Annotated in this window: 17 protein-coding genes; 9 read left to right on the plus strand and 8 right to left on the minus strand. The window is 61.8% G+C overall.

The window, feature by feature from the left end:
• Positions 1 to 5: 5 nt before the first annotated feature.
• Genes OJ996_RS19480 through OJ996_RS19495 form a run of 4 tightly spaced genes read right to left on the minus strand, consistent with a single transcriptional unit; the run spans position 6 to position 5,825 of the window.
• Entirely contained in the window at positions 6 to 1,340 is a 1,335-nt protein-coding gene (locus tag OJ996_RS19480) for an aminotransferase class III-fold pyridoxal phosphate-dependent enzyme (protein WP_264515334.1), read from the minus strand.
• Between the two features lie 48 nt (positions 1,341 to 1,388).
• Positions 1,389 to 2,849, minus strand: coding sequence for an NCS1 family nucleobase:cation symporter-1 (locus OJ996_RS19485; protein ID WP_264515335.1), 1,461 nt, complete (start codon positions 2,847 to 2,849; stop codon positions 1,389 to 1,391).
• A gap of 4 nt (positions 2,850 to 2,853) precedes the next feature.
• On the minus strand, positions 2,854 to 4,287 hold the full coding sequence (hydA, locus tag OJ996_RS19490; protein ID WP_264515336.1) for a dihydropyrimidinase: 1,434 nt from the start codon (positions 4,285 to 4,287) through the stop codon (positions 2,854 to 2,856).
• 38 nt (positions 4,288 to 4,325) lie between these two features.
• Positions 4,326 to 5,825, minus strand: a complete 1,500-nt coding sequence (locus OJ996_RS19495) for a CoA-acylating methylmalonate-semialdehyde dehydrogenase (protein WP_264515338.1) — start codon at positions 5,823 to 5,825, stop codon at positions 4,326 to 4,328.
• An 87-nt stretch (positions 5,826 to 5,912) separates the two neighbouring features.
• Between OJ996_RS19495 and OJ996_RS19500 the strand changes: the two genes are divergently transcribed.
• Entirely contained in the window at positions 5,913 to 6,782 is an 870-nt protein-coding gene (locus OJ996_RS19500) for a nitrilase-related carbon-nitrogen hydrolase (protein ID WP_264515339.1), read from the plus strand.
• A 246-nt stretch (positions 6,783 to 7,028) separates the two neighbouring features.
• The gene (locus OJ996_RS19505; protein WP_264515341.1) at positions 7,029 to 7,361 is read left to right on the plus strand and encodes a hypothetical protein; all 333 of its coding nucleotides are present in this window, start codon (positions 7,029 to 7,031) and stop codon (positions 7,359 to 7,361) included.
• A gap of 261 nt (positions 7,362 to 7,622) precedes the next feature.
• Here OJ996_RS19505 and preA read toward each other — a convergent pair whose 3' ends face one another.
• Entirely contained in the window at positions 7,623 to 8,762 is a 1,140-nt protein-coding gene (preA, locus tag OJ996_RS19510; protein WP_264515342.1) for an NAD-dependent dihydropyrimidine dehydrogenase subunit PreA, read from the minus strand.
• A gap of 109 nt (positions 8,763 to 8,871) precedes the next feature.
• A complete protein-coding gene (locus OJ996_RS19515) occupies positions 8,872 to 9,696 on the minus strand; it encodes a glycerophosphodiester phosphodiesterase (RefSeq protein WP_264515343.1) in 825 nt (274 codons plus the stop codon).
• A gap of 229 nt (positions 9,697 to 9,925) precedes the next feature.
• Here OJ996_RS19515 and OJ996_RS19520 point away from each other — a divergent pair, with 229 nt between their 5' ends.
• Both OJ996_RS19520 and OJ996_RS19525 read left to right on the plus strand, forming a co-directional pair.
• Positions 9,926 to 10,678 carry a succinate dehydrogenase/fumarate reductase iron-sulfur subunit gene (locus OJ996_RS19520; RefSeq protein ID WP_264515344.1) on the plus strand — a complete coding sequence of 251 codons (753 nt, stop codon included), beginning with the start codon at positions 9,926 to 9,928 and terminating at the stop codon, positions 10,676 to 10,678.
• A complete protein-coding gene (locus OJ996_RS19525) occupies positions 10,675 to 11,133 on the plus strand; it encodes a hypothetical protein (protein WP_264515345.1) in 459 nt (152 codons plus the stop codon). Before OJ996_RS19520 ends, OJ996_RS19525 begins: the two co-directional genes overlap by 4 nt.
• A gap of 71 nt (positions 11,134 to 11,204) precedes the next feature.
• Here OJ996_RS19525 and ykgO read toward each other — a convergent pair whose 3' ends face one another.
• Positions 11,205 to 11,369 carry a type B 50S ribosomal protein L36 gene (gene ykgO, locus OJ996_RS19530; RefSeq protein WP_264515346.1) on the minus strand — a complete coding sequence of 55 codons (165 nt, stop codon included), beginning with the start codon at positions 11,367 to 11,369 and terminating at the stop codon, positions 11,205 to 11,207.
• Between the two features lie 127 nt (positions 11,370 to 11,496).
• On the opposite strand from ykgO, the gene ruvB reads away from it, so the two are divergent.
• From ruvB to OJ996_RS19555, 5 genes are read left to right on the plus strand one after another with little or no spacing between them, the layout of a single operon-like run.
• On the plus strand, positions 11,497 to 12,522 hold the full coding sequence (ruvB, locus tag OJ996_RS19535; RefSeq protein WP_264515347.1) for a Holliday junction branch migration DNA helicase RuvB: 1,026 nt from the start codon (positions 11,497 to 11,499) through the stop codon (positions 12,520 to 12,522).
• Positions 12,523 to 12,528: 6 nt separating this feature from the next.
• Positions 12,529 to 12,984: a GNAT family N-acetyltransferase gene (locus OJ996_RS19540; protein WP_264515348.1), complete on the plus strand. Its 456-nt coding sequence runs from the start codon at positions 12,529 to 12,531 to the stop codon at positions 12,982 to 12,984.
• Positions 12,985 to 13,038: 54 nt separating this feature from the next.
• Positions 13,039 to 13,464 carry a Fur family transcriptional regulator gene (locus OJ996_RS19545; protein WP_264515349.1) on the plus strand — a complete coding sequence of 142 codons (426 nt, stop codon included), beginning with the start codon at positions 13,039 to 13,041 and terminating at the stop codon, positions 13,462 to 13,464.
• Positions 13,461 to 13,721, plus strand: a complete 261-nt coding sequence (locus tag OJ996_RS19550; protein WP_264515350.1) for a hypothetical protein — start codon at positions 13,461 to 13,463, stop codon at positions 13,719 to 13,721. The genes OJ996_RS19545 and OJ996_RS19550 overlap by 4 nt, the downstream gene beginning before the upstream one ends.
• Entirely contained in the window at positions 13,714 to 14,607 is an 894-nt protein-coding gene (locus OJ996_RS19555; RefSeq protein ID WP_264515351.1) for a tyrosine recombinase XerC, read from the plus strand. The genes OJ996_RS19550 and OJ996_RS19555 overlap by 8 nt, the downstream gene beginning before the upstream one ends.
• Before the next feature lie 21 nt (positions 14,608 to 14,628).
• Here OJ996_RS19555 and OJ996_RS19560 read toward each other — a convergent pair whose 3' ends face one another.
• A complete protein-coding gene (locus tag OJ996_RS19560) occupies positions 14,629 to 15,006 on the minus strand; it encodes a hypothetical protein (protein WP_264515352.1) in 378 nt (125 codons plus the stop codon).
• Positions 15,007 to 15,106: the final 100 nt, after the last annotated feature.

Consider the following 15,106-nt stretch of genomic DNA (forward strand, 5'->3'; position numbering starts at 1 on the left):
GCGGCTCAGGCACTGGCCAGCGCTTCATCGATGACCTCGAGCATGAAGTCGGCATCGGCCGCAGTGATGCACATCGGTGGCTTGATGCGGAGGACATTGCCCCAGAGACCACCCTTGCCAATGAGGAGGCCTAGATCCTTGCAGCGCTCGAAGACCTCGGCGCATTCCTCGCGGGCAGGCTCCTTGGTGATGCGGTCCTTCACAAGCTCGATGCCGAGCATGAGGCCGAGGCCGCGGACTTCGCCGATGAGGGAGTGCTTCTCCGCGAGGCGGCGGAAGCCGTCTGTTAGACGGGTACCGATGGCGAGGGAGTTGGCTTGAAGGCCTTCCTTTTCGATGACCTTGAGTACGGCGCGGCCCTGGGCCATGGAGACGGGGTTGCCGCCGAAAGTGTTGAAGTGGATGCGGGTGGCGAGGGTCTGCGCGATCTCCGGGGTAGTGACGACGGCGGCAAGCGGGCAGCCATTGCCGATACCCTTGGCCATGGTGACGATATCGGGGATGACGCCCTGGGTTTCGAAGCCCCAGAAGTGCGTGCCGGTGCGGCCGAAGCCAGCCTGGACCTCGTCGGCGATGCAGAGGCCGCCGGCGGCGCGGGCATGGGCGTAAGCATGCTTCAGGTAGCCATCGGGGAAGACAACGGTGCCGCCGACGCCTTGGATGGACTCGGCGATGAAGGCGGCGATCTTACCGGAGCTGCCGAAGCGGATGAGTTCCTCGATATCGGCGGCGTATTTCCTGCCAGCATCGGGATCGTCTTTGCCGAAGGGTCCACGGTAGGTGTCCGGCATGCGGGCGTGCTGGACGCCGTGGGAGTGCGGGACATTGAACTTCCAAGTGTGATGGGAAGTGAGAGCCATGGCGGAAGGGCTGCCGCCATGGTAGGCATTGCGCAGGGCAATGGCGTCGTAGTTGCCGGTGTAGGCACGGGCCATGAGCATGGCGAGGTCATTGGCCTCCGAGCCGCTGTTCACGAAGTAGCAGACCTTCAAATCGCCGGGCATCTTCGCGGCGAGTTCCTGCGCGTAGAGCGCGATATTCGGGTGAAGATAGATGGTGGTGGTGTGATTGATCGTCTCGTTCTGGAGATTCGCGGCGGCGACGACTTCCGGGTGGCAGTGGCCGACGCTGACGGTGACGATGCCGCCGAAGCCATCGAGATAACGACGGCCGGTTTCATCGAAGAGATATTGTCCCTTCCCTTCCACGATCATGACCGGCTTCTTGTAGTAGTGGAAGATGCCGGGGCTGACGTGCTGCTTGCGGAGGGCGAGAACCTCCTCCGGCGAGGGACCGGTGTAGGGCAGCGGGGCGTAGTCGAAGGGTGGGAGCGTGGCCATACAGGTAAAAGGAAAGGCTGGTGCCGAGTGAGCAGTGAGCAGTGGCGTTTACGACGCCGTGACCTTCGCCGGAGCGAGCTTGCGGAAGAAGAGGTAAAGCATGAAGCCAAGAGCGAAACCGACGAACCACGCCTGCTGGTAGAGGGTTTCGAGGAAGTCCGGAACCGAAGCGGGATCGACGGCTTTGACGTGGGCGAGGAAGCCGGGAAGGTTCGGGATGACGGCGAGGAGGAAAGCCGCGATGGCGGCGAGGCTGAAGCCACTCGTGTAGCGGTAGATTCCGTGAGCACGGTAGAGTTCGTCGAGATCGAGCTTGCGGCGGCGGAGCACGAAGTAGTCGGCGATCATGATACCGGCGATAGGCCCCAACAGGGCGCTGTAGCCGATGAGCCAGGTGAAGATGTAGCCAGACGGATCGGCGACGAGTTTCCAGGGCATCATGAGGACGCCGATGATACCGGTGATGTAGCCGCCGGTGCGGAAAGAGATCTTGCGAGGCGCGAGGTGAGCGAAGTCGTTCGCGGGGCTTACAACGTTCGCCGCGATGTTTGTTGCGAGGGTGGCAATGCAAAGAGCGAGCATCGCGACGACGAGAACGAGTGGATTTGTGAAGCGGGTGAGGACATCGACAGGGTCCCAGAGGGTCTTGCCGTAGATGATGGCGGTGGCAGAGGTCACCGCGACTCCGATGAAAGAGTAGAGTGCCATGGTGGGCGGGAGGCCGATGGCTTGGCCGAGGATCTGGTCCTTCTGCGAGCGGGCATAGCGGGAGAAGTCGGGGATATTCAGCGAGAGCGTGGCCCAGAAGCCGATCATGCCGGTGAGAGCGGGGATGAAGAAGGCGGTGAATTGCCCCGCTTTCGGCTGCCCGGGGTCGAAGGCGGAGGGCTTCGAGAGCATGGGGCCGAATCCCCCTGCCGCGCTGTAGGCCCACGCAAGCAGGGCCAAGCCGAGGATGATCAGGAGCGGAGCCTTGATCGAGAGCAGAAGACGGATGGTGTGGATGCCGCGGTGGATGACCCACATGTTGATGCCCCAAAAGAAGAGGAAGCAGATGAGCTGCGTGCCGGTGATGCCCAAACCCGCGATGGCGCTTCCGGAGGAGAATGCCGGGAAGAAGACCGCGAGAATCTTGTGAATCGCTTCACCGCCGATCCATGCCTGGATGCCGAACCAGCCACAGGCGACGAGGGCGCGGAGCAGTGCGGGGATATTCGCTCCGAGGATGCCAAAGGAGGCGCGACAGAAGACCGGGAACGGGATGCCGTAGGCGGTGCCCGCGTGAGCGTTCAGTATCATCGGAACGAGCACGATGGCATTCCCGAGAAAGATGGTGAGCACCGCCTGCCACCAGTTCATGCCGCCATCAATGAGCGAGGAGGCGAGCATGTAGGTGGGGATGCACGCCGCCATGGAAATCCACAGCGCGGCGAAGTTCCACATCATCCATGTCCGCTTCTCCGGCGGGACCGCGGCGAGATCTTCGTTGGTGAGATCGGGATCGTGCATGGCGTCAGGCCTTCGGCTTGCGGGGCAGGAAGCCCCCCCACCCTTTCTCGCCGCACCATTGGCCATCCTTGACCATGAGCTTGCCGCGGACGGTGACGGTTTCCGGTCGGCCTTGGATCGGCCAGCCTTCGAAGGCGGAGTAATCGGTGGCCATGGAGTGGCTGGCGGCGGTGATGATGCCGGACCAGCCGGGGTCCCAAATCACGAGGTCGGCATCGCTGCCGGGGGCGATCTCGCCCTTCCGCGGATAGAGCCCGAAGATCTCGGCGGCACGAGTGCTGGCCACGCGGACGAAAGTATGGAGATCGATGCGACCGGTGGCGACACCGTGAGTGTAGAGAAGCTTCACGCGCTCCTCGACGCTGGGGATGCCGTTCGGGATGAGGGTGAAGTTCGCGGGCTGGCCGGTGGGATCGAAGGAGGCATCGACGGCCTTGCCGGCTTCAGGGTGGCCCATGTGCTTCTGGGTGGCGTAGTCGAAGGGCGCGTGATCGGTGGCGACGGTATCGATGACGCCATCAGCGAGGGCCTGCCAAAGGTAGTCCTGCTGCTCCTTGGTGCGGATGGGCGGGCTCATCACGTATTTCGCGCCCTCGAAGTCCGGCTGCTCAGCATAGGAGCTATCGAGGGTGAGGTAGGGAGCGACGGTTTCGATACTAGCCTTCACACCCCGTTCGCGGGCGGCGGTGATGGCTTCGACGGCGGGTTGGCAACTGGTGTGGACGACGTAGACTTCCGCGCCGGTCATCTCGGCGAAGGTCATGAGGTGGTGGCAGCCCTCGGCTTCGACGGTGATCGGGCGGGAGGGTTCGTGCCATTCGGGGCCGGTCTTCCCCTCGGCGACTAAGCGCTTCTGTGTTTCCGAGACGAGATCGGCATTCTCGCAATGGGCGGTGACGACGACGCCGAGATCCTTGGCAAGGGCGAGGATTTGATAGAGTTCGGTGTCCTCGATGCCGAAAGCGCCCTTGTAAGCGAGGAAGACTTTGAAAGAGGATATCTGTTCCTCTTCGACAACGGTCTTCAGGGCGGCAGTGGTGGTTTCATCGAAGCGGGTAACACCGGCATGGAAGGTGTAGTCGCAGGAAGCGAGACCCGCAGCCTTGCTCTTCCAAAGACGGATAGCCTCCAGCGGATCCTCCGAACGGGAGGGGCAGCACATCTCGATGAGGGTGGTGGTGCCGCCCATAAGAGCTGCCTTGCTGCCTGTCTCCCAATCGTCCTTCGAGAAGGTGCCCATGAAGGGCAGGTAAATGTGGACGTGCGGGTCAATGAAGCCGGGGAAGACATACTTGCCGGAAGCATCGATGACTTCGGCTCCTTCGGGTGCTTGGAGATTGGAGCCGATCGCGGTTATCTGCCCGTTCTCGCAGAGGATGTCGGCGGTACGGCGCTCGCAGGAGGTGATGATGTCGCCGTTGCGGATGAGTAGGGTCATGAAAGTGCCGGGTGATCCGTAGAAAGATGAAGAGATGCTTACTTGGCCCAGACCTCGCCATCGCCGAAGGAGAACCAGCGGGTGGTAGTGGTCTTGCGTTTGGTGAAGAACTCGACGCCCTCTTTGCCTTGGATGTGGAGGTCGCCGAAGAAGGAGTCGTTCCAACCGGTGAAGGGAAAGTAGGCGAGCGGTGCGGGCACGCCCACATTGATGCCGACCATGCCGGCACTGACCTGGCGGCGGAACTCGCGGGCCGCTTTACCGGAGTTCGTGAAGATAGCGGCGCCGTTACCGAATGCCTGTTTGTTAGCCTGGGCGATGGCCTCGTCGAGAGTCTTGGCACGGAGGACGGCAAGGACGGGACCGAAGACTTCCGTTTCCATGAGTGGGTTATCTGGAGTGACTTGGTCGATCACGGTGGGGCCGAGGAAGAATCCCTCGGGGGCGTCATCCACCTTGGTCTTGCGGCCATCAGTGAGTACCTTGCCACCCGCGCGCTCACCGGCATCGATAAGCCCGGAGACGCGGGTCTTGTGCTCGGCGGAGATCACCGCGCCCATGTCGGGCTGGGTCTCGCGAACATCGGTGGGGCCGACTCTCATGGAGCCGACGAGATCGGCGAGGGCGGGCAGGAGTTTGTCGCCCGCATCCCCGACCGCCACGGCGGTGGATCCGGCCATGCAGCGTTCACCCGCGCAGCCAAAGGCACCGTCCTTCACCGCTTCCACCGTCCGATCCACGTCGGCATCGGGCATCAGGATCACGAAGTTTTTCGCACCGCCAGCGGCTTGGACCCGCTTGCCCGCCAGCGAGCCCTTGCGGTGGATCTCACGGGCCACCGGAGTAGAGCCGACGAAGGAGATCGCGGCGACATCCGGGTGCTCTAACAAAGCGTCCACGCACTCGCGGCCGCCATGGACAATATTGAGCACACCCGGTGGCAGCCCGGCTTTTTCCAGCAGGGCGACGACGCGCTGCATGGTAAGCGGGACCTTCTCGCTCGGCTTGAGGACGAAAGTATTCCCGCAGGCGATGGCGATCGGCCACATCCACATGGGCACCAGCGCGGGGAAATTGAAAGGGCAGATACCAGCGACCACGCCAAGTGGATGGCGGTCGGTGTGGCAATCGATTCCGCGGGCGATGTTCTCCAGCGACTCGCCCATCAGAAGGGTCGGGATGCCGCAGGCAAACTCCACCACCTCGATGCCGCGGCGCAGATCGCCACGCGCTTCCGAGAGGGTTTTGCCGTGTTCGGTGGAGATGCCGAGGCAGAGTTCCTCGAAGGCATCTTCTAACAAGATCTTCAGGCGGAAGAGAACCTGTGCCCGCTCGTTCGGAGGGGTATCGCGCCAATCCGGAAATGCCGCTTTCGCCGCCGCCACCACTTCGTTCACCTCCTCGGGCCCGCACATGGGCACGGTGGCGATGGCACTGCCGCGGGAGGGGTTGTAGACCGTGCTGCCCGCCTTTCCTCCCACCTCCTTCCACTTTCCTCCGATATAGAGCGGGCATGCTTGATCCACGGACGCATTCATGGTTTGAGGAGCATGCGGATTGGCATGCCAATCGCTTTTCTAGCGGATTCCGTGCCGCTCCGGCAAGACCTTAACCGTTTCACGCTCATGCCCCGAATAGTCAAAGCTGGCCTCATCCAAGCAGCCTCCACCCACCCCGGCGACGCCGACCCGAAGGTGATCCGCGAGGCGATGATCTCGCGGCACATGGAGATGATCGAGGAGGCCGCCAAGCAGGGCGTGCAAGTACTCTGCCTGCAGGAGCTATTCTACGGTCCTTACTTTTGCGCGGAGCAGCAGACGCGCTGGTATTCCATCACCGAATCGATCCCGGACGGCCCGACCACCCAGCTCATGATGGAGACGGCGAAGCGACTGGGGATGGTGCTGGTGGTGCCGATCTACGAGGTCGAGCAGACGGGCGTTTACTACAACACCGCCTCGGTGATCGATGCGGACGGCACCTACCTCGGGAAGTATCGCAAGCATCACATCCCCCACTGCCATCCGGGCTTCTGGGAGAAGTTCTACTTCCGCCCCGGCAACACCGGCTATCCGGTGTTCCAGACGGCGGTCGGGAAGATCGGCGTCTACATCTGCTATGACCGGCACTTCCCGGAGGGCGCTCGATGCCTCGGGTTGAATGGCGCGGAGATCGTCTTCAATCCCTCCGCGACCGTCGCGGGGCTGAGCGAGTATCTGTGGAAATTGGAACAACCTGCACACGCCGTGGCAAACGGCTACTTCGTCGGCGCGATCAACCGGGTCGGCACGGAACAACCTTGGGGCATCGGTGAATTCTACGGGCAGTCCTACTTCTGCGATCCGCGCGGGCAGATGGTCGCGGTCGGCAGCCGGGATCAGACGGAGCTGATCGTGGCGGATCTGGATCTGGAGATGATCGAGGAGGTGAGGAATACCTGGCAGTTCTACCGGGATCGGCGGCCGGAGTCTTATGGGGAGATTGTGGTGCCGTGAGCAAAGCTAACGCCTGACCCGGTAATGCCTTACCAAGTCCGGAATCATCGGGGCGGTTCCAGTTGAGAGTGAAGATAGTCACTTCGATTTTCTCAAGGCATTGACAGTCCCATTGTTAAGACTGATCTCCTTGCCATTACAAGAGTTGCACATGCCGCAATCTGCTCCCTGATCCTTGCACTCTCCGGTTGCGGGAGGGATTTTGAGGTACATGATCTCGATGAGGCCTCGTTTGATCTGAAGGCCATGAGGCTGATTGAGGACGCCGCAAAGATCGACATCCCGGAGGGAGCCGAAGGGCTGCGGTTTCGTTACATTCCTCCGGTGGACCCGATCTACTTCGCAAAAATCGAGATCCCTGAGGCTTCACAGAAAGACTTGGAAGCTGAGATCGGGCGCCTCCAAGCGAGCGAGGACTTCTCCGACGACTTGGCAAACGACCGCTGTGCATGGTGGCCAAAGCACTTCGAAAACACGCTTGTTTCGAGAAAAGCGATTGGGAAAAGCTCCTATCTCGATGCTCGCCTAGTCCGGGAGGACGGCCGATTGATCCTGTATCTGAAGTACGTGTCGTTCTGACGTTCTTCACTGAAGAGATGGAGCGAGAGCCGGATGATGCGGTGGAGGGGCCGCAAAAGAACCGGGCCGCGCGATGAGCCTCCCAAGCGCCGTGTCCGGTCAAGACTTCGCGAGATGTTCTTCCGTTAGCGAGGACGTCCACGTGCACAACCTTGTTGAGGCAGGAGGCATTAGATCGGCAACCCGGAGTAGCCTCCTCGGTCGGCGACACCTTGGCTCTGTTGCACGGTCCCGTTGGGACAGTTAGAGGCCGACTTTCTCTTAAGAATTCGGCTTCCGCGCCAGAGCATCCGACTGCTTAACGAAGTCATCGCCATCCCATTCGGCATCGCTCTTGACCATGTCGGCACGTTCCTTCGCAGCGGCTTCCTCGGCCTTGCGGGCGAGTTGCATGCGGACGAGTTCCGCATGGGTGGTGAAGTAGGGCAGGCTGAGGCCTTTGAAGTCGGAGATGGTCTCAAAGCCCTTGCTGTCCATGAAGGCGAGCAGCCCGGCATTGAGATCCTTCACCATTCCGTAGCCGAACTTCATGACGCCGGTGCAGACTTGGACGGTATCGCTGCCTAACAGGATGAACTGGGCGGCGTCGGCACCGGTCTCCACGCCGCCGAGGCCGGAGAGCGTGCGGCCGGGGAAGTCCTTTTTGATGAGCTGGGCGATCTCCATGCACATGCGCAGGGCGATCGGCTTCACCGCTTTTGACGAATAACCGCCGGGGGTCGTGTAGCCTTCCACGGTCGGCTCTGGCCGCAGCGTATCCAGATTCACGCCCATCACGCTGCGGATGGTGTTGATCGCGCTGACCCCCTGACAGCCGGCGCGCAGGGCGGCAGCGCTGGGCTCCTCGATGTGGGTGACATTCGGCGTCATCTTGGCCCAGACAGGAATCTTCGCAGCGCCCATCACCCAGCCGCAGACTTCCTCGAGGATGGACGGATCCTGACCCATGGCGGCACCCATCTTGCGCTCGGGCAGGCCGTGCGGGCAGGAGAAGTTCAACTCGAAGGCATCCACCCCGGCGTCTTGGCAGCGCTCGACGATCTCGCACCAGGCATCCTTGTTATACTCCTCCATGATGGAGGCGATCAACACGCCGTCGGGATACTCGTCTTTCGCCTCCTTGAACTCATCGAGCCAGATCTCGAACTTGCGGTCGCTGATGAGCTCGATGTTCTCCCAGCCGATGACTTCCTTGCCATCGCCGGCCATGAGCTTGGCATAGCGGGGGCCAACATTGACCACCTTGGAGGCGTCGAGGCTGACGGTCTTGGCGATGACGCCCCCCCACCCTTCCTTGAAGGCGCGCTTGATCACCTTCACGTTCGTCCCCGGAGGACCGGAACCGATCACGAAGGGATTCGCGAATTTCAGCCCGTCGACGGTGGTTTCAAGGGTGGCCATGATCGTTCGATATTAAGACCCGAGGTGTTCGGGTGAAAAGCTCGTTTCATGCCCGGTGGAGAAAATCCTCAGGCGAAACGACCATGGCCACGGGAAAGCCGCCCCCGCTTCAGGGCTTCTTGCTCTCGATGTAGTTCTGCCACATCACCGGGACATCGCTGCAGATCGCATCCACGCCGAGTCCGAGGCCGAGGAAGTAGTCGTTGAGGGTATGCCCGGGCCAACCGGTGACGATCAGGCCCTGTTTCTGCGCATCCTTCACGGCCAGCCGGGTGGTTCCCTCCATCTTGCAGGCAATGCGCTTCGAGCCGATCGCCTTGGCGGAGTCGATCAGTGCGGAGTCGAGCGGGCCGCCCTTGATCAGCATGATGTCCGCGTCCGGATTGATCTTCTTTATCGCCTTCAGCGGGCGTTGGTCGAAGGAGGTGAAGACCCAAGTGGAGTTCTCCGGCTTGCGGGCGTTCACCTGATCGTAGATCGCCCGCGCATAGGTATCGATGGCCTCGTCGGGATAGAGCTTCTTGTTGCTCGTCTTCATCTCGAACTCGACGTAGAGGCCCGGCTTGTCGGCTAGGTAGTCGAGCAGGGCTTCGAGGAAGAGCAGCGGCTCGCCCTGCTTCTTGGAAGTGATGCTCCTAGCGGACTCAGACTCTAATTCCTCCACCGGCCCCTTGCCATTGTGGGTGCGATCCAAGGAATCGTCGTGAAGGATCACCAGCTTGCCGTCCTTGGTCATGCGGATGTCCGTCTCGAAGCCCCGGAGGCCCTTGTCATAGCTGCTGCGGAAGGCGAAGAGCGTGTTCTCCTCGAACTCGTGGGCTCCGCCGCGGTGAGCGAAATGGAAGGGCTTCGGCTTCTCTTCCGCAGCGGAAAGCGAAAGGACCGGGCAAAGCAGGGTGGTGAGAAGGAACGATGCGGAATGGCGGATTTGCATGAGGTTTCGTAAAAGGGTGATCGTGCGGCACGAGACCGTCCCATGCGTAGCAACGTTTTCGCCACAACGGGTCTTTCGGCAGGAGACGGATGCTAGGGATCGCGCTCATAGCCGACTTGAGCGGATTCGCGTGGAAAACCGGCTTTTTCGACTAGCGCCCGCCGCTGCACCCTTTACCTTCCGGCGCGTGGCCCGGTGGAACCGCGCGGGCAGCCAATTTTCCCACGATATGAACCTCACGCTCAAGGTCTGGCGTCAGAATGGCCCGCAGGACAAGGGCCGGATCGAAACCTATCCCGCCCAAGGAATTCCGGAAGAATGTTCCTTCCTGGAAATGTTGGACATCGTGAACGAGCGCATCATCAGCGATGGCGGCGAGCCGATCCATTTCGACCACGACTGCCGCGAAGGCATTTGCGGGATGTGCTCCCTGACGATCAACGGCGTGCCCCACGGCAAGGAAAAGGGCACCACCACCTGCCAAGTCCACATGCGCAAGTTCCGCGATGGCGACACCATCTGGATCGAGCCCTTCCGCGCAAATGCCTTCCCGGTGCTGCGCGACTTGATCGTGGACCGCAATGCCTTCGACCGCATCATAGCGGCAGGCGGCTATATCGACATCCGCACCGGCTCCGCCGTGGACGCGAATGCGATCCCGATTCCGAAGCCGGATGCCGACGCCGCCTTCGATGCCGCCGCCTGCATCGGCTGCGGGGCTTGCGTGGCCGCTTGCCCGAATGCCAGTGCCATGCTCTTCGTCTCCGCCAAAGTTTCCCACCTCGGCCACCTGCCCCAGGGCCAACCGGAGCGCGACAAGCGCGTGCTCGCGATGGTCAAGCAGATGGACAGCGAGGGCTTCGGCAACTGCACCAACCACTACGAATGCGAGGCCGCATGCCCGAAGGAGATCAGCGTGGATCACATCGCGCGGATGAACCGTGACTACGGGAAGGCCATGCTGGCCGAGCAGCTTGCATGATCGTCCCGCTCGGCCTGGCGCTCACGCTCGTCTCCGGAGTGGCTCCGGCGACCGCCAGATGGGCGCAGGGGCAGGAGCGCAAGATCCTGGCTGAGGGGGTGCCGCTCACGGCGGAAGCCTTGGAATTCGCCCGGACGATGGAGATTCAAGATCCGGAGGGCATCCGGGTCCTGACGGTGAACCCGGTGCCGATGCCCGTCCCGCAGCCGGTGGTGAATCTGGCCCGGAAATGCGGCCTGCCGGTCATGAACCCCGCCGGGATGACCCTCGGTCGTGGAATCTACATCCTGCCCGGCCACGAGTGGGTCATCCCCCACGAACTGGTGCACGTGGCGCAGTACCAGCGGCTCGGCGGAATCGAGCCCTTCATGCGGCTCTACATCCGTGAATGCCTGGTCCATGGCTACTTTGAAGCACCGCTGGAGATCGAAGCGCGGGAGCGATCGGGGGACTGAGTCGCCACCCGGGAACATAAAAAGGCGACCCTAAGGCCGCCTTTTCTCAAACTGGACTGGGTCCCGAAGGATTACTTCACGCCCTTCTTCGACAGGCGGGTGCCCTTGGTCGCGCCTTGGCGGGCCTTGAACTTCGGGTTGGCCTTGCAGATCACATAGAGCGTGCCCTTGCGCTTCACCACTTGGCATCCGGAGTGGCGGCGTTTGGCGGAAGAGAGCGAAGAAAGAACTTTCATGGGAAAAATGGCGCTGCGTTGCGGGGCCGCGGAAATTACGGAACCGCGCGAAGTTGTAAAGCCGATTCTCGCGTGAAAAATCGTGTTCATCCGAGCGCCGCCATGATGTTCTCTCGGCGCGCACCGGATGAGCGAGAATTTCTACCAGAAAACCACCTCCGCCCCTACCACTTCCTTCGACGTTTCGCTGCGTCCGCCGGTGTTTTCCGAGTTCATCGGGCAGGAGAAAGTGAAGGACCGCCTGCTGCTGATGGTGGAGGCTGCCCGCCAGCGCGGGGACGTGCTGGATCACGTGCTGCTCTCCGGCCCTCCCGGCTTGGGCAAGACCACGCTGGCCAATATCATCGCCCGCGCCACCGGCTCGCAGCTCCACGTGACCTCCGGGCCGCAGATCGAGAAGGCAGGCGATCTGGCCGGAGTTCTGACCAATCTCCAGAAGGGCGACGTGCTCTTCATCGACGAAATCCATCGCCTGCACCCGGCGATCGAGGAGTATCTCTACCCCGCCATGGAGGACTTCCGGCTGGATATCATCATCGATTCCGGCCCCTCCGCCCGCTCGATCCAACTCAACCTGCCGCGCTTCACGCTGGTGGGAGCCACCACCCGATCCGGGATGCTGACGGCTCCCCTGCGCTCACGCTTTGGACTGGTGAACCGTCTGGACTACTACACCCAGACGGAACTCGCCCAGATCATCGAGCGCTCGGCAGGCCTGCTGGACATCCCGATCCTGCATGAAGGGGCGCTGGAGATCGCGGCTCGTTCCCGTGGCACTCCGCGCGTGGCGAATGCCCTGCTGCGCTGGGTGCGCGACTACGCTCAGGTGAAAAGTGACGGCACGATCTCGGGTCCGGTAGCGGATGCAGCACTGGCAATGATCGAGATCGACGCACAGGGCTTGGACGAGATGGACAAGCGCATCCTCGAGGCGCTGATCTACAAGTTCAACGGGGGTCCCGTGGGCGTGGGCTCGCTGGCCGTCGCGGTCGGTGAAGATGCCGCGACGATCGAGGAGGTGCACGAGCCCTTTCTGATCCTACAGGGTTTCCTCCAGCGCACGCCGCGGGGGCGGATCGCCCTGCCTGCCGCCTATACCAAGATCGGCGCGTCCATGCCTCCACCAACGGACGGACAGCCGACCCTTCTCTAAGGGATCATGATCTCGTGCGTGATCCGAAGGGCGAATCCGGAAGACGCGGGTGCGATCCAGCATCTGTATCAGGAACTCGTCGGGGATCCCCTGATCCAAGTTCTTCCGGAGCAGATTGTAACCATGGGCCGGAGCGCTTCGACCTTCCTTCTCGTTGCGGAGTCCGGTGATTCGGTCTTCGGCACCGTGCTGTTCAACCTCCGCAACGACGTGATGTTCCGTTCCCAGCCCTTCGGAGTTCTCGAGAATGTCGTGGTGTCATCGGCAGCACGACAACAGGGCATCGGGACACGGCTTCTGGCCCAGGTCGAGGTCTTGGCGAAAGAGCACGATTGCACCAAGATCATGCTTCTGAGCAGCGTCCGCCGTCACGGAGCCCATGCATTTTTCCGCCATTGCGGATTTGCCAGCGATACCAAGACCGCCTTCGTGAAATACCGGAGCCAGTTCACCACGGCCTGAGAGACCCCGAATCCCCTTTCCCAACCCTGTTTCCCGTCCTACTTTCGCCCCGGGATGTCCGAAATTGTCGCCCAACTCATTGACCGCTGCCGCTCGGCGGGACTGCGCCGCACGAAGGCCCTCGAAGAACTCATCGTGACTCTTCTCGAGTCCTCGCGGCCCATGACCTTGTCCGAGTTGGCCGCATCCCCGCGGCTGCGTGATCAATGCGACAAGGCAACCGTCTTCCGCCTGCTGCAACGTCTCGCCGAAAAGGGCGTGGTGCGGCGGCTCGGCCTGCACGAGCGCGCTGCCTATTTCACGCTGCTGGTACCGGGACGTCATCAGGATTACCTGATCTGCACGGAGTGCGGCAGCATCGAGGCGGTAAAAGCCCCCTGCCCTGTCCACGAACTGGAAGAAGAGATTCGCGAGAAGACCGGCTTCCGCAACCTTTACCACGAGCTCGAGTTCTTCGGCACCTGCCCCGCCTGCGTATGAATCGCCTTGTCCGCATCGCCCTTACTCTTTTCATCTCGGCCTCTATTCTGATCTTCCTAGTCCTCCAGCGTCTGCAACGGGCGAAGGAAGCCGCTGCCAGCCTTCGAGGAGGCACCCACAACCCGATGGCGGAGTCCGAGTTCCAGATGGTCTACATCGGCATGGGGATCGTGGGCGTCATGCTCGCGGCCGGTATCGGCCTCATCATCGCCGCGATCATCAAAGGCAGGCAGCAGAAGCTGGACAGCGATGGATGAGGAGCTGGAGAGCGGCTTCCTGAAATTCATGGAGGTCGAGCGGACCGCCTCGCCTCGCACATTGGAGAACTACCGGCTCGCGTTGGAGAGCTGCCGCACATGGTTCGGCGCGAAGTTCGCCGGCTGGCGGGAGACTACCGCGGAGGATTTCCGGCGCTGGCTCTATGAGATGATGAAGCAGGATCTGTCGAAGTCGACGATCCGTCTCCGCTTCGCCGCTCTGCGGTCCTTCTACAAATTCCTGGTTCACCGCCGCGGCTTCATCAAGAGCCCGGTGGCGGAGGTGCAACTCCCCAAGCCGGAGAAGAAGCTGCCGGTGGTGCTCACCGCCTCACAGATCGACGAACTGCTGGCTCTGCCACTACAAGCCCCCATCCACAAGCAGACCCAGCCTTGGATGCCCCTGCGCGATGCTGCGATCCTGGAGCTCTTCTATTCCTGCGGGCTCCGGATCTCCGAGCTGAGGGGGCTGGATGTGAGGGACATCGATTTCCTCGGCGAGAACGTGAAGGTCACGGGCAAAGGCGCGAAGGAGAGGATCGTGCCGATCGGAGGCCCTGCACTCTCCGCCTTGCAGCGCTACCAGCGCGAAGCCGCCGTGACCAACGGTCCGCTGTTCTTGGGAAAGCGGCGCACGCGCATCACCCAGCAGGCGATCGATCTGCTGCTGAAGAAGTACCTCAAGCTGAGTTCGATTCCCTTCAAAATCTCCCCGCACAAGCTGCGGCACAGCTTCGCCACCCATCTGTTAGACGCAGGGGCGGATCTGAGATCCGTGCAAAGCCTGTTAGGCCATGCTTCGCTTTCGACCACGCAGATCTACACGCACGTGACGAAGGAGCGGCTGCGGCAGGCTTACGATGCGGCCCATCCCCGTGCCACCTGAATCAGGGCATCCAGGACTTTGTTATCCCTCCGCCCCAGTATTCCTGGGCACCATATAACCGATCAGCCCGCCTGCCGCGAGCGCCGCCGGCAACACCGAAGGCAGTTCCAGAAACAGCGGCCAAGCCACGCAGACGAAGCAAGCCACCCCGGCACCGATCATCGCCCGAACCATGGGCCTCAGCTCCCTGACGCTGTCCGGGAGCCAGAGATAGAGCGGAAGGATGAGCACGCAGAAGACCACCAGAAGAACCGCGGAGGTCCAAAAGGCAAACATGGGGACTCCCACGCCACGCAGTGATCCATTCCGGACAATGCCCTCAATCACATAAGGCGAGATCACCACGGCGAAGCTCACGAGCCAGCCCAGAATCCATGCCTGAAGCGCCCTGCCAATCATTGCTGCGGGTAGTGTCCGATGGAGGCCTCAAGGAGCAAGCGCCGAGAGGCCCTACACGGAATTTTCACGGAGTGCTGCAGAATCGCGTGCACAAAAAGGG

It is taken from the genome of Luteolibacter rhizosphaerae (genome assembly GCF_025950095.1).
GTDB lineage: Bacteria > Verrucomicrobiota > Verrucomicrobiia > Verrucomicrobiales > Akkermansiaceae > Haloferula > Haloferula rhizosphaerae.